Here is a 22,514-nt window from a genome sequence, read left to right as displayed (position 1 = left end):
TTCGCGCCCTCCATTACCGCCGCTTTAACCCTTTTCCGGCTAGGGCCGGGCCATGAGCGCGCCTGCTTCCGCCCTTCGACCGCAGCTTCCGGCAAGCCCACCGGCAAGCGACGTGCCTTCGCGCGTGGGCTTCGTCGGGCTGGCCGTGCTGGTGTCCTACATCCTGCTGTGCCGCGCCTGGCCCGAGGTGGTCACGACGCTGGGCCTGCCGAGCCCGGCAGAGCGCCTGTCGGGGCCATTCTCGGCGCTGCTGGCCATGGTGCTGACCGGCCTGTCGATGGCCGTCTGGTCGGTGGTGGTGGAAAAGGTCCACCGCAACCCGTCCACCGGCATCGACTGGAGCCGGAAACGCCCGGTCGGCGAAATCATCGACGTATCGGCTACCAAGATCGCCGGGCTGTGGGCGACCTGGGCGGTAATCGGCATGTTCTATTGCCTGGGGCGCTGGTACTGGGATGGGCAATACCTGTTTGCCATGCAGGTGATCGGCGTAGCAGCGATCCCGCTGTTCGTGCTGTCGGTGCCCTATGTCGTCTGGCTCGACCGCTACCTCGTCAACCCGCGCGACCATGCCTGGCACTTCGGCGCCCTGCTGCTGGGGCGCGAGGCGTGGGACATGTACGAGGTCAAGAAGCACTGGCGCGCATGGGGCATCAAGGGCTTCTTTACCGCCTTCATGATCTCGATCCTGCCGCCGGGTTTTGCCTCGATTGTTGAGGCGCAGCCGGCGCAATTCATCGACAATCCGGTGATGATCGGGATTTTCCTGTTCGAGATCCTGTTCGTGATCGACGTGCAGATCGGCACGGTCGGCTACCTCCTCACCCTGCGCCCGCTCGACGCGCACATCCGCAGCGGCAACCCGTTCCTGGCTGGCTGGCTGGCGGCACTGCTGTGCTACCCGCCGTTCGTGTTCGGATTCATGGGCGGCGGCGGCATTATCCAGTATGAATACAACACGGCTGGCTGGGGTCACTGGCTGGCGGGGCACGATTTGCTGTTGTGGATCTGGGCGGGCTGGCTGGTGTTCCTCACCGCGATCTATGCCTGGGCGACGGTTGCTTTCGGTATCCGCTTTTCCAACCTGACCTATCGCGGGGTGCTGACCAACGGGCCCTACCGCTTCACCCGCCACCCGGCCTATGTGTCGAAAAACCTGTTCTGGTGGTGCTCGATACTGCCATTCCTGGTGACCAGCGGCTCGATGGTGGATGTCATCCGCAACACCTTCTTCCTCGGCGTGGTCAGCGCGATCTACTACTGGCGCGCGCGCACCGAAGAGGCGCACCTCCTGGGCGAGGACGCGAAATACCGCGCCTACTACGACTGGATGCAGCAACACGGCATGATTACCAGCAGGCTGGCGAAACTTTGGAAGCGCGCCAACCCGCGCCCTGTCCAGCCGCAGGTGCAACCGGCGGAATAATCCTCAGGCGTTGCCCACCACGAAGCAGGCCGCCGCCATCAAGGCGCCTGCCCAGCGGTTCGAGCGGAAGCGGACAAGCGGGTTCATCCCGTCTGCCGGGTCGAGCGTTGCCACCTGCCAGCCGAAATGCAGCGCCACCGGCACGAGCGCCAGCAGCGCCAGCCAGTCTGCCCGCAGCAGCCAGAAGCTGAAGGCGAAGCAGGCGACGGCGAGTGCATAGAACAGCGCCACGCCCGCCTGCACCTTGTCGCCCAGCCGCAGGGCGGAAGACTTGATCCCCACCAGGGCATCGTCCTCGCGGTCCTGCAGGGCGTAGATCGTGTCATAGGCCATGCACCAGAAGAAGGCGCCTGCATAAAGCGCCAGGGCCACGCCGATCAGGTCGGCGCGCAGGGCCGTCCACCCCACCAGCGCGCCCCAGGTGAAAACCAGCCCCAGCCATGCCTGCGGCCACCAGGTGATGCGCTTCATGAAAGGGTAGGCCGCCACCAGCAGCAGGCTGGCCAGCGCAACCAGCTGCGCCTGCCAGCGCAGTTGCAGCAGGACTACCAGGCCGACCGCCGCCAGCACCAGCAACCACACCCAGGCCGCGCGCTTGCTCACCCGCCCGCTGGCCACTGGCCGCACGGCGGTGCGCGCCACCTGCCGGTCGAGGTCGGCATCGACAATATCGTTATAGACGCAGCCCGCCCCGCGCATGGCGATCGAGCCGAGCAGGAGCCAGGCAACGAGCTGCCATTGCGCTCCCGCGCCGGTCAGCCACACGCCCCAGGCGCAGGGCCAGAACAGCAGCCACCAGCCGATCGGCCGGTCGAACCGCGCCAGCAGGGCATAGTCGCGCAGCGCTGGCGGGAGCGCGCCGACGAGGCCGCGATGTTCGCTGTCGGGGGTAATGTGTTCGGCAGTCATGGCTTGCGTCCTAGCCGCACGGCTCGCTAGTGCAAACCCATGCCCGCTACTCCTGCCTGGCCGCCCCGGAGCGCACCCCGCCTGTTTGTCGAACAGCGGCTGGACCAGGGCGCGCAGGTTTCGCTCGGCGGTAACCAGGCGCATTACCTGTCCCGCGTCATGCGCGCCGGCCCCGGCGATGCCGTGGTGCTGTGCGATGATCAGACCGGCGAATGGGCCGCGCGGGTGGTAGAGGCGGGCAAGCACGCCGTCCTGCTCGAAGCGGTGGAACAATTGCGTCCGCGCGAACAGGTACCAGATTTCTGGCTCTGCCCCGCCTTGCTCAAGAAGGACCGCTTCGACCTGGTGCTGGAAAAGGCCACCGAGCTAGGCGTGGCGCGGATCGTGCCGGTGCTCACCCGCCGCTGCGTGGCCGACAAGCTGAACGCAGACCGTGCGCGCTCCATTGTCACTGAAGCGGCCGAACAATGCGCCCGCACCGCGCTGCCTGAATTGGGCGATGTGACCAAGCTCGACGCCCTGCTGCGCGGCTGGCCACAGGACCGCGCACTGTTCTTTGCCGACGAGTTGGGCGGTGAACCTGCCGCCGCCGCCTTTGCCGCGCACTCCGGCCCCGCGGCCCTCATCACCGGCCCCGAAGGCGGCTTCGACGATGCCGAGCGCGAGGCCATCGGCGCCCACCCGCAGGCCCGCCCGATCACCCTCGGCCCGCGCATCCTTCGGGGCGAAACCGCCGCCATCGCCGCTACGGCCCTGTGGATGGGGATGCGGGGGGATTGGGAATAAGTCCGGCCGCGGTGGACAAACACAACGCGCCCGCATTTCCCGCTGGCGCAGGGTCGTTTAACATTCTAACGGCGCTGGCATGAGCACGCGCACGGCGTCAGAAGGGGAGGAGCGGCCGATCGAGGGCCGCGCGGATCTGGCCGCGCCGATGCAGGCGGGCGAGAAGGCTCCCGAACGCTGGCGCATCGGGACCGAGCACGAGAAGCTGGTGTTCCGCAAGGACGACCACCGCGCCCCGACCTATGACGAACCCGGCGGCATCCGCGATATCCTGATGGCCATGCAGCGCTTCGGCTGGGCTCCGGTCGAGGAGGGCGGAAAGGTGATCGCCATGAGCGGGGCCGACGGCGCGATCAGCCTGGAACCGGCCGGCCAGCTCGAACTTTCGGGCGCACCGCTGGAAAACCTGCACCAGACCTGCGCCGAAACCGGCCGCCATCTGCAGCAGTGCAAGGAAGTGGGCGAGGAATACGGCGTCGGCTTCCTCGGCCTCGGTATGTGGCCCGACAAGACACGGGCCGAACTGCCGATCATGCCCAAGGGCCGCTATGCCATCATGCTGGACCACATGCCGCGCGTGGGCACGATGGGCCTCGACATGATGCTGCGGACCTGCACCATCCAGGTCAACCTCGACTATGCTAGCGAGGCGGACATGGCGCAGAAGTTCCGCACCAGCCTGGCCCTACAACCGCTGGCCACTGCGCTGTTCGCCAATTCGCCGTTCACCGAAGGCAAGCCCAACGGCAAGCTCTCCTATCGCAGCCATATCTGGAGCGATACCGACCCGCACCGCACCGGCATGCTACCCTTCGTGTTCGAGGACGGCTTCGGCTACGAACGCTATGTCGATTACATGCTCGACGTGCCGATGTATTTCGTGTTCCGCGACGGGAAATATATCGACGCCGCCGGGCAAAGCTTCCGCGATTTCCTGGCGGGCAAGCTCCCCGCGCTGCCGGGCGAACTGCCCACGCCGAGCGACTGGCAGGATCACCTGTCCACCGCTTTCCCCGAAGTGCGCCTGAAGAGCTTCCTCGAAATGCGCGGCGCCGATGGCGGCCCGTGGAACCGTATCTGCGCGCTGCCCGCCTTCTGGGTGGGGTTGCTTTACGATGGTGAGGCGCTGGATGCCGCCTGGGACCTGGTCAAGGACTGGTCGATGGACGAGCGTGAGGCGCTGCGCAATGCCGTGCCCGCCCAGGGCCTCGAAGCGCCGATCCCCGGCGGACGGCGGTTGCAGGACCTGGCGGGCGAAGTCCTCGCCGTAGCCCACCGCGGCCTCGCCAACCGCGCCCGCTATAACGCCTCGGGCGATGACGAGACCGGCTTCCTCGAACCGCTGCACGAGATCGTCGCCAGCAGAAAAGTCCCCGCCCAGCGCCTGCTCGACAAATACAACGGCGCATGGGGCGGCGATATCGGCCGGGTTTACGAAGAGGCGTTCTAGGCCTCGCAGGCCTTGACTGACTGTCCGTTTGTGTCGAGCGAAGTCGAGACACCGCAAACGGCCTCTCGACTTCGCTGGAGGCGAACGGCTCATGCGTAGCTGACCACCTCGAACTCGATCCCGTCCCAGTCGAAGAAATAGAACCGCCGGCCGGGGTCATAGTCGTCATGGCCGAAGGGTTTGAGGCCGTTGTCCACCACTACGCGCTCTGCCGCATCAAGATCATCGACCAGCAGGCCCACGTGGTTGAGCGGGCGGCCCTTCTGCTGCCCGGCATGGTCGCGCCTATCGGTGTAAAACGCGATGTAGGTGTTTGCCTCTCCCACATGGATCGTCTCGCCGCCATTCTGCGACGGCCCGCGCCAGCGTTCGTGCCAGCCGAGCAACTGTTGCATCAGCGCGGACGAGCGTTCGATGTGGCTGACGGTGAGATTGACGTGTTCGATGCGGCCCTTGGTCATGGTGGTAAATCCCTGCGGCAACCTGTTGAAACAACAACGTTTTCGTGCGGACATATCGACCATCGCGAATCGGGATTGCCAGATCATGCAACCTCAAGCTAAGGTGAGGTCAATGGACTGGGGATATTTTTGCATGACCGAAATGCGCTTCATCACCATCGGGCAGCTTTCCGCGCGCACCGGCGTGGCGGTGTCGGCCATCCGTTTCTACGAGGAGAAGGGCCTGATCCATTCGGTGCGGACCAGCGGCAACCAGCGGCGCTTTTTGCGCGGCGATATCCGCCGGGTCAGCTTCATCCTGATCGCCCAAAGGCTGGGTCTGGCGCTGGGCGAGATCGAGCAGCAGCTCGCCAGCCTGCCCGATGGCCGCAATCCTACCCAGGCCGACTGGCAGCGTATCAGCCGCAACATGCGCGAACAGATCGACAAGCGCATCGGCCTCCTCACCCGCGCGCGCAACCAGCTCGACCAGTGCATCGGCTGCGGCTGCCTGAGCCTCGAAAAGTGCCGCCTCTATAACAAGGATGACCGGCTGGGGCTGAAGGGGCCGGGGCCGCGGGCAGTTTTGGATTGAACTCTTTCGCCTAGCTTCCGTTCGGGTCGAGCGAAGTCGAGACCCCGCGCGCGGCCTCTCTACTTCGCTCGAGGCGAACGGGACGGGTGGTTTTGTCGCCCAACTCCGTCCATAGGCCCCACATGATCCCGCTAGAACATCTCGCCACTGCCCAGGTCCCCGGCGGAGAGGAACTGCGCCTGATGCGGCGCGGGGCCGATTATATGATCGTGCTCGACCGTAACGAACTGATGAACAGCCGGATGAGCGGGTCGGAAGAGGCGCTGGCCGAAATGACCGCAGAGCGGCTGGTCGGTTGTCCCGGACAGAACTGGCTGATCGGCGGCTATGGCATGGGCTTCACGCTGAGGAAGGCGCTGGAAGTCGCGCCCAAGGACGCCAAGCTCACCGTGGCCGAACTGGTGCCGGAGATCATCGAATGGGCGCGCGGCCCTATGGCTGGCCTGACCGGCACCTGCCTTGACGACAAACGCGTGAAGCTGGTCCACTCCGATGTCGCCCCGCTGATCGTGAGTGGGCGAGGGATGTACGATGCGATCCTGCTTGATGTCGATAACGGCCCCGACGGGCTGGTGCGCAAGGACAACGGCAAGCTCTATTCGCGCGACGGCATCGCCGCCGCCAAGGCCGCGCTGAAACCCGGCGGCGTCCTCGCCATCTGGTCCGCCGCGCCCGACCCGGTCTTCGCCGGCCGCCTGCGCAAGGCAGGCTTCGCGGTGGACGAAGTGGTGGTGCGGGCACGCAGCAACGGCAAGGGCCCGCGGCATGTGATCTGGTTTGCGGTGAGGTAGGGGCGGTCATCCCTCTCCCCAGAAGGAGAGAGGGATTCCCCAGTGATCAACGCAGGAAATAGCCGACCACGCGCCAGCTTTGGCCTTCGCGCGCCATCGCCACGGTTTCGATTGTCCCTGCCCTGTTGGCAAAATCCGTGCGGAATTCGAGCAATTCGTATTCTCCATTAGGCGCGCCAGGCAGTTCTGTTGCCTGGGTCACCTTCTCGAAAACGCGCGAATTGGCCGAGCCGAGTGGCGCACGCAGTGGTTCGACGGTGCCTACCCACACTTCGGCGCTTACTCCCTGTTGGAACAATGCGCCCGCAGCATTCCAGCTGCCCGACCAGTCCCCCCGGTCGAGCATGGCAACCCAGTTTCGGGCCGCGCCCGCGGAGGCAGCTTCCTGAACAGTCGAGACGGCGGGGGACTCACGCGTTTGCACAAGCGAAGCATCCTCCGCGCCTGGGGTTACAAAGATGATCGCTGCAGCAATAAGCAAAGACATGATGAGCATTCCTCCTGCAAGCCAGGTGAAGTTTCCACCCCGTGCTGGCGATTGATGAGACGGCTCACCGTTTGGCATCTGATCACCTCGTTCAGTGATCCCGAATTGTTCGTCCCCGTCGGTTTTGGAATCCCCAAATTGTTTGGGGGCAAGAGTTTCGGGGGACGATGCGAATTCCGCTTCGCCCAGCATGCGTGCCGCTTCACGGCTACTGCCAACACCCAGCTTGCGCCGGGCGGAGCGCAGGTAGTCGTTGATGGTATGAACCGACAGATCCATTGCTCGCGCCGATGATTTCGCATCGTGGCCGACTAGCAGAAGGCGCAATGTCTCCTTCTCGCGCTCGCTCAGCAGTTCCAGAACCTCGCTCACCGCCTGCTCACTCCGCCGCCAGCGCCGCAGCTTCACCCAGATCCACGCTGACCAACCGCGAGATCCCCCTTTCGACCATGGTTACGCCGAACAGACGGTGCATGCGGCTCATGGTGACGGCGTTGTGGGTGACGATGAGGTAGCGGGTCTGGGTTTCGCCCACCATCCAGTCGAGCAGGTCGCAGAAGCGGTCGATATTGGCGTCGTCCAGCGGGGCATCGACTTCGTCCAGTACGCAGATTGGTGCCGGATTGGTTAGAAAAAGCGCGAAGATAAGTGCCGTTGCGGTTAAAGCCTGTTCGCCCCCCGACAGCAGGCTGAGCGATTGCAGCCGCTTGCCCGGCGGTTGGGCGTAGATTTCGAGGCCAGCCTCCAGCGGATCGTCCGAATCGACCAGCGCCAGGTGTGCCTGCCCGCCTTCGAACAGCCGGGTGAACAGGGTGCGGAAGTGGCCGTCGACTGCCTCGAAAGCAGCGCGCAGCCGTTCGCGGCCCTCGCGGTTGAGGTTGCCGATGGATCCGCGCAGGCGATGCACCGCTTCCACCAGTTCGGCCTGTTCGGCGCTGCTGGCGCCATGCTCCACCTCGATCCGCGCCAGTTCGTCTGCCGCGACGAGGTTGACCGGCCCGATCCGTTCGCGGCTGGCCGTAAGCCGCTCCATCTCGGCGCTCTCCACGCCCGAATCCGCCACTGCGCCCTGATCGAAGGCAAAACGCTCACCCAGCAGCGGCGGCGGGCACTGGAAGCGTTCGCCGGAAATGCGCGCCATTTCCTCGCGCCGCTGCTCCTCGTTTTCGGCGCGAGTGGCGAGGGTGGCGCGGTTTTCGCGTGCAGTGCTGAGCGCTTCGCCCGTTTCGGCCAGCGCAAGGTCGGCGCGGCGCAGTTCGTCGGTCGCCCCGGTCACGGCGGCATCGGCAGCGGCGAGTTCCTCCGTCAGCCGCGTCCGCACCGCCTCTCCGCCTTCGATCTCGGCCATCAATCCGGCAGGCTTGGCGGCGACGACCGCGCGCTCCTGCTCGATCTCCTCGAACCGGGCGGACATGCCCGCCAGCCGCTGCGCTGCCTCGCCCGCGCGGGCCTGCCAGTTCGACTTGTCGGACTTCTGCGCCGCCACCCGTTCGCGCGCCACGGCCAGCGACTGGTCATGCGACGCGAGCGCGGCCATCGCCGCCTGCAAGCCATCGCGCGCCGCCTCGTGCCGCAGCCGCGCGGCATCGAGCGCCAAGCGCCCGCTGGCGGGATCGGGCAGGGCGGTGCGCTTGGCCTCTGCCGCAGCGACTTCGCTTTCCGCCGTCTTGCGCTGGTCGGCGAGGTCCGCCTCGGCAGCGGCAATCTCGGTCAGGCGCTGGGCGAGCCGCTCGCGCCGCGCTTCGGCCTGGTCCAATGCGCGAAGGGCCTGCCGCTCGCCCTCAGCAGCCTCGTTGACGCTGCGTTCGCTGGCGACAAGCTGGCGCTGCAATTCACCCGCTTCCGCGGCCATCCGGTCATGCGCCGACTGGGCCGCAGCCAGTGAATCCCGCAGGGCAGGCAGCCGCGCTTCCAGATCGACCAGCCGGTTGTCTGCCTCCAGCCGCGCCGCTTCTGCCGCACCTTCGCCGCGCGCCACGAAGCCGTCCCACCGGCGCAGGAAGCCGTCGCGGGTGACCAGCCATTCGCCGGGACCGAGTGCGCGGCCATCATCGGTTTCGGCCACGTGGACCAGCGCAAGCCGCGCGGCCAGTTGGGGCGGGCACAGGCGGACATGGTCGGCGAGGTTGTCTGCCACCTTGGCGGGGGCAGCGGCCCCGGTCCAGAACCGCCCGTCCGCGCCTTTGTCGGGCGATCCCAGCGGCGCCTTGCCATCGCGCCCCAGCACGGCGGCCAGAGCGCGTTCATAGCCGGGTTCCGCCGCCAGCTTGTCCAGCGCCACAGGCAGGCCATGCTTGCCCTGCGCCTGCTTTGCGCGCGCCTGCCGGTCACGGTCGAGCGCCTGCCATTCGCGCTCCACGCCAGCCAGTTCGGCCCGCGCCGTGGCGAGCAGGCTGGCTGCATCGTCGCGCGATCTGGTCAGTTCGTCTTTGCGCGCCCGTTCGGCTTCGAGAGCAGTGCGCAAGGTCTCGCGCCGCGCTGCGGCTTGCTCCACCGCGCTCCGCGCCGCTTCTACCGCGAGTTCGGGATCCCCTTCGCCCGCAAGCGCCTGCCGCTGGTCCGCCAGCCGCCGCACGTCCTGCCCCAGCCGTTCGAGCCGGGCGCGGGCCTGGACCAGTTCCGCCTCTGCCACGCGCCATTCGGCTTCGACTCCGGCGTGGTCGGCGGTCGCCTTGGCCAGCGCCAACTCCGCAGCGCGGCCCGCCCGTTCGGCCTCTTCGGAGCGTGCCAGCAAGCCGGGCCGCGCTTCCTCCTGCGCAGCCAGCGACGCAACATTGGCCGCCAGCGAGGCTTCGAGTTCCTGCAAGGCCTTGGCGGCATCCTGCGTCAGGCGGTCGGCCTCGAAGCGGTCTTCCTCCAGCCGCTGCTTCTGCCGGTCGAGATCGGCGAGGCGCTGGTTGGCTGCTTCCAGCGCGCTGGCGAGCGTGGCCATGCGGTGCCCGTGGGCGCTGGCATCGTCGCGCCGGTCGGCCTGTTCGTCGCGCAGGTCGTGCAGCTTCTGCGCCAGCACGGCCTGTGCCGACTGGGCGACCTTGGCTGCTTCCTGTGCCGCTGCCACGGCTGCATCGGCCCCCTTGGCCTGTTCCCGCGCCGCCTCTGCTGCTGCTGCCGCATCGCGCCAGCGGGCGAAGACCAGCCGCGCTTCGGCCACGCGGATCTGGTCGCTGAGTTCCTTGTAGCGTTCGGCCTGCTTGGCCTGCCGCCTGAGGGTGGCGATCTGGCTGTCGAGGCCCGCCATCAGGTCTTCCAGCCGCGCCAGGTTGCGCTCTGTTGCCTTGAGCTTGTTCTCGGCATCGCGGCGGCGCACGTGGAGGCCGGCGATCCCCGCGGCTTCCTCCAGCATCATGCGGCGTTCTTCGGGCTTGGCGGCGATGACCTGGGCGATCTTGCCCTGGCTGACGAGGGCGGGGGAATGCGCGCCGGTGGCGGCATCGGCGAACACGAGGCTTACGTCCTTCGCCCGCACGTCGCGCCCGTTGACGCGATAGGCGCTACCCGCCCCGCGCTCGATCCGGCGCGTGACGTTCAGTTCCTCGCCCTCGGCATCGCGGGCGTGGAGCACGACCTCGGCAAAATCGCGCGGCGGGCGGGTGGCCGTGCCCGCGAAGATCACGTCCTCCATCCCGCCCGAACGCATGGATTTGGGCGAGTTTTCGCCCATCACCCAGCGGATCGCTTCGAGCAGGTTCGATTTGCCGCAGCCGTTGGGGCCGACAACGCCTGTCAGCCCCGGCTCAATCCGCAGTTCGGCAGGTTCGACGAAGCTCTTGAAGCCCGACAGTTTGAGCTTCCTGATCTCCACCTGACTGCGTGCCCCCCTCGCGCCCTGCCTTTAGCGGGCGCCGGCCCGTTGCAGCGCGCCCTCGACCTCGGCCCAGCGCAGGGCGTCGATCTTCTGGCCGTTGATCAGGAAGGTGGGCGTTCCGGTGATCGCGTCGGCCTGGGCGGCGGCGTTGGTTACCTCGGCCAGCTGGGTGACGGCTTCGGCATCGGCGAGGCAGGCCTGGGCCTGATCGCTGCTGATCCCGCGCGCGGCGAAGAAATCGGTAAAGCCGCCGACCTGGCCCACGGCCACGAAGCGCTGGTCCTCGGGCAGGCGCAGCGCGTTGTTGATGGCATCGCCTTGCGGGATATAGGTGTTCTGCAGCTCACCAAGGTTGGCCCAGACCTGGTCGGCCAGCGGAATGGCAACCTCGTTGGGGCTGCATTCCAGCATCCGCGTCAGCAACAGGTCAACCACACCGTGCAGGATCATGCTGCGCAATTCGAAGCTGACGCGGCCGCTTTCGACATAGTTTTCCTTCAGCGGTGCCGAGCCTTCGGCAGCGAAGGCGGCGCAGGCCGGGCAGGTGAGCGAGCCATATTCCACCAGCTTGATCGGCGCATCGGGATTGCCCATCAGCCAGCCGCCCTGTTCGGTGCGGGTGACGGTCTGCCCCCAGGTGGTGCCTTCGGGCGGGGCGACCTCTGCCACGGGATCGGTTCCAGTGGTGGACGAGCCGTTGTCCGAACAGGCGGCAAGGCCCAGGGCGAGCGGGGCAGCCAGGGTGGCAAATGCAAGGCGGCGGATCGAGATCATCGGACGGTTCCTGTCTGAAGGGAAAAAAGAGGCTAACCCATGCGGGGCAGGGTGCAAACGGAAGCGGTGGCCAGACCGGTGCTTTTGCACAGGATATGCCCGGCTTTCGCCAGTGAACTTGCGGACTGGACTAGCGGATTGCGGCATCCAGCCGCCCTTGCAGGGCACTCCAGCTGTGGACGCCTTCCTGCATGGTATCGTTGATAGCGAAGCTGGGCGTGCCGGATATCGTCCAGCGGACATTGTCGGCCCGCGCACTTTCGGCGATGCGGCGGGCCTCGGCCTCGTCGGTCAGGCACTGGTCGAGCTGGGCAACAGAATAGCCGCGCGGTTCCATCAACCGGTAGAACCCCAGGTCGGAAGCGATGGCTTTCATCCGTGAGCCCACCGTACCGCTGCTCCAGCGCGCCTGCTGGGCGGCAGTTGCGCTGGTCGCCACGCCGAGCCAGCGCGGCTGGTCACGCAGGATGGCACGGTGGTTGCCCCAGAACCGGCTTTCAGGACCGCATTCGGCGGCAAGCGCGGCGGCAAGGTCGATCGGGTTGCGGATCACGTTGCGCACTTCCACGCTGACCTTGCCCGGCTGGATGTAGGCGAGGCGCAGCGGGCCTTCCGATTGCGTTTCGAAATTGGCGCAGTGCGGGCAGGAATAGCTGACGAAGCTGATCAGCTTGGTTTCCGCCGCAGGATTGCCGAGCAGGTGACCGCCAGTGGTGGCGGTATAGGTCGCATCCCAGTTCTGTGCGCTGAGGGCGGCAATCGGTGCCACCGCCAGCAGCAGACCGGCGATCAGGGCCTTTTTCATCGTCTTTCGTCCTCGTCCGTTCCCAGCGATCTTGCCAGTGATTCCAGCACCGTGCGCAGCTCCGGATCGCCGATATCGCGCAAAGACTCGCCCAGTTCCAGCGGGATGGGCTTGAGCGACACCGGAGCCGCAGCCTTTTGAGCAGCATCGGGCTTAACCACGCCTTGCCGCATCTTGACCCGTGCCACGGCCTTGTAACCGAAAAAGCGGTTCACCCGGTCGATGATCTCGGGGATCACGTGCTGGATCAGCGGGGCGTGGGCGGGCAGGACGACAAGGTCCATGATCCCGTCGGCCTTGGCGCCGGGCGGAAAGCGGATCGCCTCGGGCAGGCAGACGCGGGCATGGGCCTCGCCGACGATTTCCGGCCAGCGGCTGACGACCGAGCTCTGTACGAAGCCGAAGCGGCGGAAGGCGGCGCGGCCGATCTGCGGCACCAGGTCCGAAACGGCGCGCGCCTCTCCGCCGCGCGGGCGCTCGTATGGGCGGACGATTTTCTTCGCGTCCGGCTTCTTCGCCGGCGGTTTCTTCGCAGGAGGTTTGGGGCTGCCGCTTTCCATGGTCCGCCTGCCTATGCCATGGCGCGGCAATGGACAACACCGCTGACGAGCTGCTGGACTGGTATGACGGCCATCGCCGCAGCCTGCCGTGGCGGGTGACGGACGGCGAGTGGCCTGATCCCTACCGCGTATGGCTGTCCGAAGTGATGCTGCAGCAGACCACCACGGCAGCCGTCGCGCCCTATTTCGCGAAATTCACGGCGCGCTGGCCGACAGTGGAGGCGCTGGCCGCCGCGCCGGAGGAGGACGTCATGGCCGCCTGGGCGGGCTTGGGATACTACAGCCGCGCCCGCAACCTGGTACACTGCGCCCGCGCCGTGGCGGCAATGGGCGGATTTCCGGCCAGCGAGGCCGAACTGCGCAGGCTGCCCGGGCTGGGTGCCTATACCGCCGCCGCCGTGGCCGCGATTGCCTTTGGTCAGCGGGCGGTGGTGATCGATGCCAATGTCGAGCGGGTGGTGGCACGGCTGTTCGCCATTGACGAGCCGCTGCCGGGTGCGAGGAAGGCCATCCGCGCTGCTGCCGATGCCATCACTCCGGACCATCGTGCAGGCGATTTCGCGCAGGCCATGATGGACCTCGGTGCCACGATCTGCACCGCGCGCGATGCAAAGTGCATGCTCTGCCCGTTAAGTTCGCGTTGCGAAGGACGTGCGAGCGGCGATCCGCTGCGGTTGCCGGTAAAGGCGGCGAAGAAAGCCAAACCCCGGCGGCGCGGAACGGCCTTCTGGATCGAGCGCGAGGGCGCGGTCTGGCTGGTGACGCGGCCAGGGCGCGGGATGCTGGGCGGAATGCGCGCGCTGCCCGATGATGGCTGGTCGGCGCGGGGCGACGGGGCGGACGATCCGCCGCTTCCCGGCATGTGGCAGGCCGCCGGCGTGGTGCGCCATTCGTTCACGCACTTCGACCTTGAGCTGGGCGTGGCGGCCTATGCGGGGGAAGGTATGGACGGGCTGACGGGCGGCGAATGGTGGCCGCTCGACCGGCTGGACGAAGCGGGCCTGCCGACCCTGTTTGCCAAGGCGGGAATGTTGGTATTGGCCCGCGGTTAGATAACCCCGCCGCCCACCATCAGGCGCACCACGGCCACGGCGAAGATCACCAGGCAGAAATTGCGCCCGCTGTTCTTGCTCGACAAGGCGCCCACCACGATGCCGATAACCACCAGCGGCAGGGCAAACCAGTTGCCCCAGCCGAGCAGCGGAATCTGCGCGGGGATGACGATGACCAAGGAGACGAGGCCGATGAGGATCGAGACGATGTTCAGCATGTGTATTACTTAGGCAGGACAGTAACGCTTGGCAAGACTTGCAGGCCAGTTGCGTGCTGCTACTGTCCGCGCCGCAACCCGTGGGGGAGAGACACAGTGCAGAGCGATCACCTCATTTCGGCCAGGCTTTCGCGCCGTGAATTCGTGGGCGCGGCAGCCCTGGCGGCGGCCAGTCTTGGCCTGCCTTCGCTCGCCTTTGCCCAGGGCGCTACCCGCTGGCCCGGCGTCTCGCGGCTGATCGACAGCTATGTGGGCGAGGGCAAGGTGGCCAATATGGTCGCCGCCATCGGCATGGGCACTCCCGAGCCCGACATCATTGCGCGGGGCAACACCAGCTTCACCAGCGGCACGGCGGTCGATGCCGATACGCTCTATCGTATCTATTCGATGACCAAGCCGATCACCGGCATGGCGGTGATGCTGTGGATCGAGGAAGGTTGGCTGGAACTGGACCAGCCGATTGCCGACATCATTCCCGGCTTTGCCAACATGCAGGTGCAGAAGGTCTATGACGGGGCCATCACGGCGGACAATCTTGAGCCCGCAGTGCGCCCGGTTACCGTGCGGCACTGCCTGACCCATACGGCGGGTCTTGGTTATGGCATCGTCCAGCAGGGTCCGATTGCCGAGGCCTATACGGCTGCGGGTCTTGTGCCGGGCGCGGTCACCCGGTTGCAGAACGTGGCCGCTTTCCGTGGCACCCCGGTGGGCAGCTTGCGGGCCTTTGCCGAAGGACTGGCCGAACTGCCGCTGGTCCACCAGCCCGGCACCCGCTGGTCCTATTCGGTCGGGCTCGACCTGCTGGGCCGGGTGATCGAGGTGGTGAGCGGCCAGCCCTTCGACCGCTTCCTGCGCGAACGGTTCTTCGATCCCTTGGGCATGGCATCGACCATGTTCCGCGTGCCGCAGAGCCAAGTGCCTCGCCTCACCACCAACTATTTCCTGCTGAACGGAATGTTGCTGCCGATCGACCTGCCCGAAAGCTCGGTCTACCTGGATGAGCCCGCCTTCCCGTTCGGCGGGGCGGGGCTGGTTTCCTCTGCCCGCGACTACGACCGCTTCCTCGCCATGCTGGCCGGGCGGGGCGAGCTGGACGGCGTGCGCGTGCTCGACCGCGAGAGCGTGGACCTTGGCACCAGCGACCTGTTCCCCGATACCCTTGCGCCCGATGGCGGCTTTGCCAGCGGCGGGCGCGAGTTCGGCTATGGCGCGGGCGGGCTGGTTGGCCGGGGCGATGCGGCGGGGCTGTTCGGCTGGTTCGGCGCGGCTGGCACTGCAGGCCTCGTCAATATGAGGCAGGGCCTGCGCCACACGCTGATGACGCAATACATGCCTGCTCAGGAGTACTCGCTGCAGAACGATTTCCCGCTCGTCGTGGCGGCAGACGCAGCCCGGGCATGACAATTTCCTTTGCCGGGCACGGGCTGGACCGCGCCGACAACCTGCGCCCCGATGCAGTAGCGCAAGCCGAATTGCGCGCGCGGCCGGATGCGCGGGTGTTGGTGCTTGATGGCCTCTCGCCGCTACTCGACGATGCGAACCGGCTATCCTGGGCCGGGCTCGACTCTTTGCCCGAAGGTGCGGAGACGGTGTTCCTCGGCCTCGATGCCGGTGCGCCGGTCTTTGCCGTCGTGCCGCTGGCAGGCGATGATCGCCCGGCCTATCTCCAGCGGCCCAACTGGGTGGCCATCGCCGTGCTCTCGCCCGCTGACCTTGCGCTCTACAGCGGGGCGCGCAGCCTGGTCGACTGGCATGCGCGGCACCGGTTCTGCGCCCGCTGCGGATCGGCCACCGCCATCGCCAAAGGCGGCTGGCAGCGCGATTGCCCGGCTTGCGGGGCGCAGCACTTCCCGCGCACCGATCCGGTGGCGATCATGCTGGTCGAACACGACGGCGCGCTGCTGCTGGGGCGCGGCACGCAGTTCCCGCCGCGATCCTATTCGGCGCTGGCCGGGTTCATTGAACCGGGCGAAACGATCGAGCAGGGCGTGGCGCGCGAAGTGCTGGAGGAGGTGCGGGTGGCGGTCCACTCGGTCAGCTATCTTGGCAACCAGGCCTGGCCCTTTCCCAGCCAGCTGATGATTGCCTGCCATGCCCGCGCCGATGCCCGCGATCTGGTGATCGACTATTCCGAACTCGACGATGCCCGCTGGTTCACCCGCGCCGAGGTGGCCGAGGCTATGGCGCGAGGAAAGGACGCAAGGGCCTTCATTCCGCCGCCGCGCCACGCTATTGCCTGGCACATGCTCAAGTGGTGGCTGGAGAACGAGGCATGACCGACAAGCTGGTAGTGGACGTGTGGTCCGACGTGATGTGCCCGTGGTGCGCCATCGGCTTCACCCAGTTCTCGCGGGCCATTGAGGACCTGGCGGGCGACGTTGAAGTGGAAACACGCTTCATGCCGTTCGAACTCAATCCCGACATGGCCTCTGAAGGACGCGGCCAGGCCGAGCTGCTGGCCGAAAACTACAGCAAGACCCTGGAAGAAGTCGCGGAAATGCGCGCCACGGTGGAAGCGGCGGCAGAGGCGGCGGGCTTTCCGATGGACTGGCGCGGTATCGAGGCAGAGCCGCCGCGCTGGGTGTGGAACACCCACGAAGCGCACATGCTGCTGCGCTGGACCCTCGCCGTGGCGGGGTCTGAAGTGCAGACCGCGCTCAAGGTCGCGCTGTTCAAGGCCTATTTCCAGCAACGGCTCGACGTGTCGGACCGCGCGGTCTTGCTCGAACTGGCGGAGGAACTGGGGCTGGACCGCGCGAAGGCGGCAGAGGCGCTCGACGATCCGGCGCTATCCACCGCGATCCGCATGGAAGAACAGCGCGCCGCCGAAAACGGCATCCGCTCGGTCCCGACCTATGTGGTCAACGGCAAGTACATCCTCCAGGGCTCGTCTGATCCGGAAAGCTACCGGCAGGCGCTGACCAAGCTGGCGAGCATGGAGGCGATGGCTTGAGCGAGGGCTAGACCAGCCCCAGCTTGTTCAGGTCGCGCACCATCCGCACGGGCAGCGCGTCTCCTGCCACCTCGCCGTCGAGCAGGTCTGCCGGGGCATCCTTGTCGGCCAGGTAGCGCCAGCCCTGGTGGGCGCGCTTGGCCTTGGGATGGACCAGCCGCAGGCGGTTTTCCATGACGATGTCCCAGTGCCCGTCGGGCCGCTGCTCGAAGCCGAGGATCGCGGCGCGGGCGACCATGGCGTGTTCGTGGATCCAGTAGAGCGAGCCGCCCTGCATCTCCTCATGCCGCTTGGGCAGGTAGCGGGTGCGCAGGCGCTTTTCGGGCGTGGCGCCGTCGAACCAGTCCTGCAATTCCCGCAAGCTGGCCGCGCGATAGGCGATCTTGGTCATGTGGAGCGGCATGGGCGAAATTCTCTCCGCAGCCTACCAGGGCAGGGTCTTGCCCTGGTAATCCAGGAACTTGTGGCCCGGACCTCTGTTCGCTTCGAGCACATCGACCATTCCGGCAACGCTGGTGGCTACGTCGATATCGGCTCCTTCGCCGCCCATGTCGGTCTTCACCCAGCCGGGGTGGAGATTGACCACGCCCACGTTCTTGCCCGCCACATCCTTGGCCGCAAATCCCCGCGTCAGCGAATTGAGCGCAGCCTTGCTGGCGCTGTAGAGCTCGGCCATGTCGTGCGTGCGGCCCGCCACCGAGCCCAGGCCCGAGGACATGAAGGCCACGGTGCCGTCGTCCTTGACCAGCGGCAGCAGGGTGCGGGCGGTGCGGATCGGGGCCACGGCATTGGTCATCATCAGCGCGCCGAGTTCTTGCCCCGTTACCTTGTCTGCCGAGGCGTGACCGGGACCGGTCACTCCGGCGTTGACCAGCACGAGGTCGAACGCCTGGCCTGCCAGCTTGCCCGCCAGCGCGGTAACGCTGGCATGGTCGTCGATATCGACAGTCTCGATGGCCGCCGCGCCCGCTTCGGCCAGCTCGGCACTGGGCTTGCGCTGGGTGCCGATGACCGACCACCCGCGCCCCGCCAGTTCGCGCACCAGCCCCGCTCCAAGCCCGCGCGATGCGCCGATGATGAGTGCGGTCTGCTGGTCTGCCATGGGGTTTGCTCCGGCCGGTGTTGAACGCCGGAGATAGGAAGCAAGACGCTATCCCGCCAGCCCTGCTGCCACGGCCAGCCCGAGAAAAGCGAAGAAGCCCATCGAATCGGTGATCATGGTCACGAACACGCTGGAGGCGACGGCAGGGTCCTGGTCCAGCCGGTCGAAGATGATCGGCACGGCAACCCCGGCAAGGCCTGCGGTCACGGTGTTGATGACCACGGCAGCGGCGATCACCACGCCCAGTTGAGGGGTGAAGACCAGCGCCGTGGCAATCCCCACGAGCGCTGCCACGGTCACGCCGTTGAGCATGGCTACGCGCAGCTCGCGCCAGACCATGCGCTTGGTGTTGGAACGGGTAAGCTGGTTCAGCGCGATGGCGCGCACTGTCACCGCCATGGTCTGGGTGCCCGCATTGCCGCCGATAGAGGCGACGATGGGCATCAGCACGGCGAGCGCCACCAGCTGTTCGATCGCGCCACCGAAGGCGGCGATGATCAGGCTGGCGACCAAGGCCGTGCCGAGGTTCGCCACCAGCCAGCGCACGCGGCTGTAATAGGCATCGCGGATCGGTTCGTTGATGTCGCCATCGCCCGCGCCGCTCATCAGCAGGGCATCCTCGCCCGCCTCTTCCTGGATGATGTGGACGATGTCATCGACCGTGAGCTGGCCCACCAGCCGCCCGCTATCATCCACCACGGCGGCGGAGATCAGGCCGTATTTCTGGAAACGCAGCGCCACCTCTTCCTGGTCCATGTCGGTCGGGATCAGCGTCTGGTCGCGCTTCATCACGTCCATCAGCGGGATATGCCGCGGGGTGCGCAGGATCCACGATAGCTGGCAGGTGCCGACCGGGTGGTGGCGGTGATCGACTACGAACACTTCCCAGAACTCGGTGGTCAGCCCGTCGTGGTCGCGCAGATAATCGATCAGATTGCCGACCGTCATGGTATCGGGCACGGCGACCAGCTCGCGCTGCATCAGGCGGCCGGCGCTTTCCTCGGGATAGGACAGCGCGCTTTCGATTGCGGCGCGGTCTTCCGCGTCCATTTCGGCCAGCACGGCCTGCTGGTCCTCGTCGTCCAAGTCCTCGATCAGCTGGACGGCATCGTCGGTATCGAGCTGTTCGGCGATGTCGGCCACGGCCGAGGCGGGCAGGGCCTCGATCATGTCCTCGCGGACATAGTCGTTCAATTCGGCGATCACTTCGCCGGTCATCAGGTCGGTGATGGCGGCGGCAAGGTCGCGCCGCTCGTCCGATGTCAGCAGTTCGAGCAGGTCGGCCACGTCGGCCGGGTGCAACGGCTCGACCAGGTCATAGGCCCGCGCCGTATCGTCCGCCGCCACGGCCGCGCGCACGGCATTGACGAATTCGGGCTTGAGCAGGTTGTCCTCGTCCAGCTCGTCTTCGCGCGGGTCTTCCGCGAACAGCACCTCGTCCCCCACGATGGAGTTGCCGGTTTCCGGATCGTGGAGATCGTCCTGCGCCATGCAACAGGGGCCTAATGGGGCCGCCCGTAAAAGCAAGCGCGGGCCGCGTCGTGACGTGACTTTGCCCGCAATTGCCCTATATCCGGCGCCCGTAACGCAAGAGGAGAATTTGCATGGCTGACGAAACGCTGACCTTCACCCTGGATACCGGCAATGGCGAGGGCGGCGATGTCGTTATCAAGCTGCGCCCGGACCTGGCCCCCGGTCACGTCGAGCGCATCAAGGAACTGGCGAGCGAGGGCTTTTACGATGGCGTGGTGTTCCACCGCGTGATCCCCGGCTTCATGGCCCAGGGCGGCGATCCCACCGGCACCGGCATGGGCAGCAGCGAAAAGCCCGACCTGAAGGCCGAATTCAACACCGCGCCCCACGTGCGCGGCGTCTGCTCGATGGCCCGTTCGAGCAATCCGAACAGCGCCAATTCTCAGTTCTTTATCTGCTTCGACGATGCCCGCTTCCTTGACCAGCAGTACACCGTCTGGGGCGAAGTGATCAGCGGCATGGAACATGTCGACGCACTGCCCAAGGGCGAGCCGCCGCGGGCACCCGGCAAGATCGCCAAGGCGACCGTCGCCTGATGAAAAAGGGGCGGGGGCTGGCACTGCTGCTGGCGGGGGCCATCCTGCCCGCGCTGTCCGGTTGCCTGCTCCCGCCCGACGCGCCCAGCGTGCTGGCCAGCGCTGGCGGCACCGGTCCTGACGACGCCTATGTCGTTTACAGCGTGGAGCAGGAATATGAAGTCCTGCGCCTGCTGGGCCTCAGGCCCGAGCGGCAATCGCTTCATATAATCGATGGCAGGGCCTTCGACGTGATCATCGCCACCAACCCCGAAACAGGAGAAGCGCGAGACGTCTGGTTCGACATCTCGCGCTTCTTCGGTCGTTTGTAGGGTCTTTCAGGCTCAGCCCGGAGCGACGTTGCGGCTCTGGATCAGCCAGCGGCCGTTCTGCTTGATCACCACGTCCTCACCCCAGCCCTGCGCGAGCAGGTTCGGACGCTCGCCGCCCGGCCCGCCGCGGGATACCGTCTGCCAGTAATAGCGGACCACGGCACGGTTGGGATTGACGAACTCGATCGTCTGGTTGCTCATCACGTGGTGCAACATGGGGGCATCGGCGGCGCGATTGCCGGCCATCGTGCTGACCATCGAGCGCAGCGCCTCGCGGCCACGGGTTTCGCCGAAGCTGCCGTCCTCGGTGAACACCCCGGCATAGGCATCCGCGTTCCACGTATCGATTGCCCGGACATAGTTCCACATCAGCCGCTCGATGGCGATGCGGTCCTGCGCCTCGCGCAGGGCGGTGTCGGCAGCCACGGCGGGCGGGGTAAAGTTGGGCAGGGTGGCCGGATCCCAGTGCTGGTCGGCCTTGCCATCGACAAAGCGCCACGAATCGAACCAGGTGGTGGTGTAGGTGCCGCCATTGGGATCACCCGGAATCGGCAGGGTGCGGCCGATCACCACGGTCACATAGTCGCCTTCCGCCTGGACCGAAACGATCGGGCTGGTCAGCCGGTCGCAGGTCGGCGTGGGCTGCACGCCGGCCACATTCACAAAGTAATGGATCACGCTGTCGAGGCCCGATCCGGCCAGCGGGTTGTGCTGGATGTACTGATCGGTCAGCCATTCGCCCGCGCGGCTCCACTGCCCGCATTGCAGCAGTTCGCGCATGATGTGCAGCGCTGCCTGCTTGTTGCGGTGCAGGTGCGGATCGCTGCTGGTGAACAGGCTTTCGGGATCGGGGTGGGCGACCACCGGATCGTTGAGCGGCATCATCTGCGCGCTGGCCGGCATCACGGCGGCAAACGAGCTGGCGGCCACCAGCAGGGCGGCCAATACTTTTTTCGAAATCCTCATGTTTCTCCCCTTTGGATTTGTCGCGAATCCTTGAGGGAGCAGTTGTGCCGCAATTTCGCATGGCAGGCTAGGGAAAGAGCCCGGATTCAGAGCCCGGCATTGACGATCCAGTCATGGAAAATCCGCAAGGGGCGCGCGTCCAGATCGACCGGCTTGCACAGGAACCAGTAGGAATAGGGGCTGGCAATCTTCTGGTCATACAGCCCCACGATCCGCGGATCGGCGTTCCGCACCATGTGATCGTCATGCATGATCGCAATGCCAAGCCCCTGCGCCGCCGCTTCCAGGATCAGCTGGCCCGAATCGTAATGGTCCACTGCCACGGGTTGCAGCTTCTGCAGGCCAAGCGCCTTTTTCCAGGCATCGAAACTCAGCTCCATGTCGGTGTGGACCAGGAATGTCTGCTTCTCCAGCAAATCCAGGTCGGGCACCGTCCCGAGCTTTTCCGCCAGTGGGCGCGAGCAGATGGCGTGGACGCTGTTCTCGTCGAGCCGCACGGCGTGGAAGCTCTTGTCGGGCGTGGTACACAGCGCGATCGCCGCGTCCAACGTATCACCCACCCGGTCCTCCAGGTGAGGGCCTGTATCGATGTCGAGGTGCAGGCGCGGATGCAACTGGCGCAGTTCGGGCAGTTTGGGGAACAGGCGCTGGGTGCCGAACAGGGGCATCACGCCCAGCCGCAGCCGCAGCGTCTGCAGGCTTTCGGACTGGGCTTCCACCGCGGCGGCCAGCGTTTCAAGATGAGGGCTGACGGCATCGTAGAACGTCCGCCCCTCGTCGGTCAGCTTCATCACCTGGCCCGAGCGCGAGAACAGCTTTTTGCCGGTGAAATCCTCCAGATTGCTGATCCGGCGTGACAGGGCCGACGGACTGAGGCCGAGCTCTGTCGCCGCCGCGCGCGCGGAACCCAGCCGCACGGTGCGCACGAATGCCTCAAGGGCACGCAAGGGTGGCAGTCTACGCATTGTGATCCCGTCGAATCCATAATTGCAAAAGATGCAACTTGTGTCGAGGA

General features: G+C 66.4%; 24 protein-coding genes. 11 read left to right on the top strand and 13 right to left on the bottom strand.

What is annotated here, in order from left to right; all coding sequences use genetic code 11:
- Positions 1–52 precede the first annotated feature (52 nt).
- A complete protein-coding gene (locus tag M3P36_RS06200; RefSeq protein WP_249702382.1) occupies positions 53–1,426 on the top strand; it encodes a methyltransferase family protein in 1,374 nt (457 codons plus the stop codon).
- 3 nt (positions 1,427–1,429) lie between these two features.
- Here the strand turns inward: M3P36_RS06200 and ubiA are convergent, their stop codons facing one another.
- On the bottom strand, positions 1,430–2,335 hold the full coding sequence (ubiA, locus tag M3P36_RS06195) for a 4-hydroxybenzoate octaprenyltransferase (protein ID WP_249702381.1): 906 nt from the start codon (positions 2,333–2,335) through the stop codon (positions 1,430–1,432).
- Positions 2,336–2,374: 39 nt separating this feature from the next.
- On the opposite strand from ubiA, the gene M3P36_RS06190 reads away from it, so the two are divergent.
- The gene (locus M3P36_RS06190) at positions 2,375–3,121 is read left to right on the top strand and encodes a 16S rRNA (uracil(1498)-N(3))-methyltransferase (protein WP_249702380.1); all 747 of its coding nucleotides are present in this window, start codon (positions 2,375–2,377) and stop codon (positions 3,119–3,121) included.
- A gap of 79 nt (positions 3,122–3,200) precedes the next feature.
- The gene (locus M3P36_RS06185) at positions 3,201–4,571 is read left to right on the top strand and encodes a glutamate--cysteine ligase (RefSeq protein WP_249702379.1); all 1,371 of its coding nucleotides are present in this window, start codon (positions 3,201–3,203) and stop codon (positions 4,569–4,571) included.
- An 89-nt stretch (positions 4,572–4,660) separates the two neighbouring features.
- Here the strand turns inward: M3P36_RS06185 and M3P36_RS06180 are convergent, their stop codons facing one another.
- On the bottom strand, positions 4,661–5,032 hold the full coding sequence (locus M3P36_RS06180) for a VOC family protein (RefSeq protein ID WP_249702378.1): 372 nt from the start codon (positions 5,030–5,032) through the stop codon (positions 4,661–4,663).
- A 142-nt stretch (positions 5,033–5,174) separates the two neighbouring features.
- Between M3P36_RS06180 and soxR the strand changes: the two genes are divergently transcribed.
- Positions 5,175–5,606, top strand: coding sequence for a redox-sensitive transcriptional activator SoxR (gene soxR / locus M3P36_RS06175; protein ID WP_249702546.1), 432 nt, complete (start codon positions 5,175–5,177; stop codon positions 5,604–5,606).
- Between the two features lie 122 nt (positions 5,607–5,728).
- Positions 5,729–6,397, top strand: coding sequence for a spermine/spermidine synthase domain-containing protein (locus M3P36_RS06170; RefSeq protein ID WP_249702377.1), 669 nt, complete (start codon positions 5,729–5,731; stop codon positions 6,395–6,397).
- 46 nt (positions 6,398–6,443) lie between these two features.
- On the opposite strand, the gene M3P36_RS06165 is transcribed toward M3P36_RS06170, so the two are convergent.
- The 5 genes from M3P36_RS06165 to M3P36_RS06145 all read right to left on the bottom strand — a co-directional run bounded on the left by M3P36_RS06165 (position 6,444) and on the right by M3P36_RS06145 (position 12,828).
- Positions 6,444–7,256 carry a helix-turn-helix domain-containing protein gene (locus M3P36_RS06165; protein WP_249702376.1) on the bottom strand — a complete coding sequence of 271 codons (813 nt, stop codon included), beginning with the start codon at positions 7,254–7,256 and terminating at the stop codon, positions 6,444–6,446.
- Between the two features lie 7 nt (positions 7,257–7,263).
- Positions 7,264–10,686: a chromosome segregation protein SMC gene (gene smc, locus M3P36_RS06160; RefSeq protein WP_249702375.1), complete on the bottom strand. Its 3,423-nt coding sequence runs from the start codon at positions 10,684–10,686 to the stop codon at positions 7,264–7,266.
- A gap of 30 nt (positions 10,687–10,716) precedes the next feature.
- Entirely contained in the window at positions 10,717–11,463 is a 747-nt protein-coding gene (locus M3P36_RS06155) for a thioredoxin domain-containing protein (protein ID WP_249702374.1), read from the bottom strand.
- A 130-nt stretch (positions 11,464–11,593) separates the two neighbouring features.
- On the bottom strand, positions 11,594–12,268 hold the full coding sequence (locus M3P36_RS06150; RefSeq protein ID WP_249702373.1) for a thioredoxin domain-containing protein: 675 nt from the start codon (positions 12,266–12,268) through the stop codon (positions 11,594–11,596).
- Entirely contained in the window at positions 12,265–12,828 is a 564-nt protein-coding gene (locus tag M3P36_RS06145) for a DUF721 domain-containing protein (protein WP_249702372.1), read from the bottom strand. The genes M3P36_RS06150 and M3P36_RS06145 overlap by 4 nt, the downstream gene beginning before the upstream one ends.
- Before the next feature lie 29 nt (positions 12,829–12,857).
- Here M3P36_RS06145 and M3P36_RS06140 point away from each other — a divergent pair, with 29 nt between their 5' ends.
- Positions 12,858–13,880 (top strand): A/G-specific adenine glycosylase, encoded by a 1,023-nt coding sequence (locus M3P36_RS06140; protein WP_249702371.1) that lies wholly within the window; start codon positions 12,858–12,860, stop codon positions 13,878–13,880.
- Here M3P36_RS06140 and M3P36_RS06135 read toward each other — a convergent pair.
- The gene (locus tag M3P36_RS06135) at positions 13,877–14,098 is read right to left on the bottom strand and encodes a hypothetical protein (protein WP_249702370.1); all 222 of its coding nucleotides are present in this window, start codon (positions 14,096–14,098) and stop codon (positions 13,877–13,879) included. The genes M3P36_RS06140 and M3P36_RS06135 overlap by 4 nt on opposite strands.
- Positions 14,099–14,194: 96 nt before the next feature.
- On the opposite strand from M3P36_RS06135, the gene M3P36_RS06130 reads away from it, so the two are divergent.
- The 3 genes from M3P36_RS06130 to M3P36_RS06120 are packed head-to-tail and all read left to right on the top strand — an operon-like array spanning position 14,195 to position 17,051.
- Positions 14,195–15,499 (top strand): serine hydrolase domain-containing protein, encoded by a 1,305-nt coding sequence (locus M3P36_RS06130; protein WP_249702369.1) that lies wholly within the window; start codon positions 14,195–14,197, stop codon positions 15,497–15,499.
- Complete coding sequence (gene nudC / locus M3P36_RS06125) at positions 15,496–16,374, top strand: NAD(+) diphosphatase (RefSeq protein ID WP_249702368.1); 879 nt, start codon at positions 15,496–15,498, stop codon at positions 16,372–16,374. Before M3P36_RS06130 ends, nudC begins: the two co-directional genes overlap by 4 nt.
- Positions 16,371–17,051, top strand: coding sequence for a DsbA family oxidoreductase (locus M3P36_RS06120; RefSeq protein ID WP_249702367.1), 681 nt, complete (start codon positions 16,371–16,373; stop codon positions 17,049–17,051). Before nudC ends, M3P36_RS06120 begins: the two co-directional genes overlap by 4 nt.
- A gap of 7 nt (positions 17,052–17,058) precedes the next feature.
- Here M3P36_RS06120 and M3P36_RS06115 read toward each other — a convergent pair whose 3' ends face one another.
- The 3 genes from M3P36_RS06115 to mgtE are packed head-to-tail and all read right to left on the bottom strand — an operon-like array spanning position 17,059 to position 19,644.
- The gene (locus tag M3P36_RS06115; RefSeq protein WP_249702366.1) at positions 17,059–17,454 is read right to left on the bottom strand and encodes a DUF1489 domain-containing protein; all 396 of its coding nucleotides are present in this window, start codon (positions 17,452–17,454) and stop codon (positions 17,059–17,061) included.
- Positions 17,455–17,475: 21 nt separating this feature from the next.
- Positions 17,476–18,153: an SDR family oxidoreductase gene (locus M3P36_RS06110; RefSeq protein ID WP_249702365.1), complete on the bottom strand. Its 678-nt coding sequence runs from the start codon at positions 18,151–18,153 to the stop codon at positions 17,476–17,478.
- A gap of 48 nt (positions 18,154–18,201) precedes the next feature.
- Entirely contained in the window at positions 18,202–19,644 is a 1,443-nt protein-coding gene (gene mgtE, locus M3P36_RS06105; RefSeq protein WP_249702364.1) for a magnesium transporter, read from the bottom strand.
- 113 nt (positions 19,645–19,757) lie between these two features.
- Here mgtE and M3P36_RS06100 point away from each other — a divergent pair, with 113 nt between their 5' ends.
- The gene (locus M3P36_RS06100) at positions 19,758–20,222 is read left to right on the top strand and encodes a peptidylprolyl isomerase (RefSeq protein ID WP_249702363.1); all 465 of its coding nucleotides are present in this window, start codon (positions 19,758–19,760) and stop codon (positions 20,220–20,222) included.
- Positions 20,222–20,533 (top strand): hypothetical protein, encoded by a 312-nt coding sequence (locus M3P36_RS06095; protein WP_249702362.1) that lies wholly within the window; start codon positions 20,222–20,224, stop codon positions 20,531–20,533. Before M3P36_RS06100 ends, M3P36_RS06095 begins: the two co-directional genes overlap by 1 nt.
- 12 nt (positions 20,534–20,545) lie before the next feature.
- Here M3P36_RS06095 and M3P36_RS06090 read toward each other — a convergent pair whose 3' ends face one another.
- Entirely contained in the window at positions 20,546–21,499 is a 954-nt protein-coding gene (locus tag M3P36_RS06090; protein ID WP_249702361.1) for an SgcJ/EcaC family oxidoreductase, read from the bottom strand.
- An 86-nt stretch (positions 21,500–21,585) separates the two neighbouring features.
- Positions 21,586–22,464, bottom strand: coding sequence for a LysR family transcriptional regulator (locus tag M3P36_RS06085; RefSeq protein WP_249702360.1), 879 nt, complete (start codon positions 22,462–22,464; stop codon positions 21,586–21,588).
- Between the last annotated feature and the right edge of the window lie 50 nt (positions 22,465–22,514).

The sequence above is a fragment of the Altererythrobacter sp. KTW20L genome (assembly GCF_023501975.1).
In the GTDB taxonomy this organism is placed as follows: Bacteria; Pseudomonadota; Alphaproteobacteria; order Sphingomonadales; family Sphingomonadaceae; genus Alteraurantiacibacter.
Note: the sequence above shows the minus strand (reverse complement) of the source record. Positions and strands in the feature narration are given on the sequence as shown.

What these genes read in the sequence shown, in the direction of transcription:
- M3P36_RS06200 (WP_249702382.1), top strand. Translation starts at nt 53, where the DNA reads ATGAGCGCGCCTGCTTCCGCCCTTCGACCGCAGCTTCCGGCAAGCCCA.
- ubiA (WP_249702381.1), bottom strand. Translation starts at nt 2,335, where the DNA reads ATGACTGCCGAACACATTACCCCCGACAGCGAACATCGCGGCCTCGTC.
- M3P36_RS06190 (WP_249702380.1), top strand. Translation starts at nt 2,375, where the DNA reads ATGCCCGCTACTCCTGCCTGGCCGCCCCGGAGCGCACCCCGCCTGTTT.
- M3P36_RS06185 (WP_249702379.1), top strand. Translation starts at nt 3,201, where the DNA reads ATGAGCACGCGCACGGCGTCAGAAGGGGAGGAGCGGCCGATCGAGGGC.
- M3P36_RS06180 (WP_249702378.1), bottom strand. Translation starts at nt 5,032, where the DNA reads ATGACCAAGGGCCGCATCGAACACGTCAATCTCACCGTCAGCCACATC.
- soxR (WP_249702546.1), top strand. Translation starts at nt 5,175, where the DNA reads ATGCGCTTCATCACCATCGGGCAGCTTTCCGCGCGCACCGGCGTGGCG.
- M3P36_RS06170 (WP_249702377.1), top strand. Translation starts at nt 5,729, where the DNA reads ATGATCCCGCTAGAACATCTCGCCACTGCCCAGGTCCCCGGCGGAGAG.
- M3P36_RS06155 (WP_249702374.1), bottom strand. Translation starts at nt 11,463, where the DNA reads ATGATCTCGATCCGCCGCCTTGCATTTGCCACCCTGGCTGCCCCGCTC.
- M3P36_RS06150 (WP_249702373.1), bottom strand. Translation starts at nt 12,268, where the DNA reads ATGAAAAAGGCCCTGATCGCCGGTCTGCTGCTGGCGGTGGCACCGATT.
- M3P36_RS06145 (WP_249702372.1), bottom strand. Translation starts at nt 12,828, where the DNA reads ATGGAAAGCGGCAGCCCCAAACCTCCTGCGAAGAAACCGCCGGCGAAG.
- M3P36_RS06140 (WP_249702371.1), top strand. Translation starts at nt 12,858, where the DNA reads ATGGACAACACCGCTGACGAGCTGCTGGACTGGTATGACGGCCATCGC.
- M3P36_RS06135 (WP_249702370.1), bottom strand. Translation starts at nt 14,098, where the DNA reads ATGCTGAACATCGTCTCGATCCTCATCGGCCTCGTCTCCTTGGTCATC.
- nudC (WP_249702368.1), top strand. Translation starts at nt 15,496, where the DNA reads ATGACAATTTCCTTTGCCGGGCACGGGCTGGACCGCGCCGACAACCTG.
- M3P36_RS06120 (WP_249702367.1), top strand. Translation starts at nt 16,371, where the DNA reads ATGACCGACAAGCTGGTAGTGGACGTGTGGTCCGACGTGATGTGCCCG.
- M3P36_RS06115 (WP_249702366.1), bottom strand. Translation starts at nt 17,454, where the DNA reads ATGCCGCTCCACATGACCAAGATCGCCTATCGCGCGGCCAGCTTGCGG.
- M3P36_RS06110 (WP_249702365.1), bottom strand. Translation starts at nt 18,153, where the DNA reads ATGGCAGACCAGCAGACCGCACTCATCATCGGCGCATCGCGCGGGCTT.
- mgtE (WP_249702364.1), bottom strand. Translation starts at nt 19,644, where the DNA reads ATGGCGCAGGACGATCTCCACGATCCGGAAACCGGCAACTCCATCGTG.
- M3P36_RS06100 (WP_249702363.1), top strand. Translation starts at nt 19,758, where the DNA reads ATGGCTGACGAAACGCTGACCTTCACCCTGGATACCGGCAATGGCGAG.
- M3P36_RS06095 (WP_249702362.1), top strand. Translation starts at nt 20,222, where the DNA reads ATGAAAAAGGGGCGGGGGCTGGCACTGCTGCTGGCGGGGGCCATCCTG.
- M3P36_RS06090 (WP_249702361.1), bottom strand. Translation starts at nt 21,499, where the DNA reads ATGAGGATTTCGAAAAAAGTATTGGCCGCCCTGCTGGTGGCCGCCAGC.
- M3P36_RS06085 (WP_249702360.1), bottom strand. Translation starts at nt 22,464, where the DNA reads ATGCGTAGACTGCCACCCTTGCGTGCCCTTGAGGCATTCGTGCGCACC.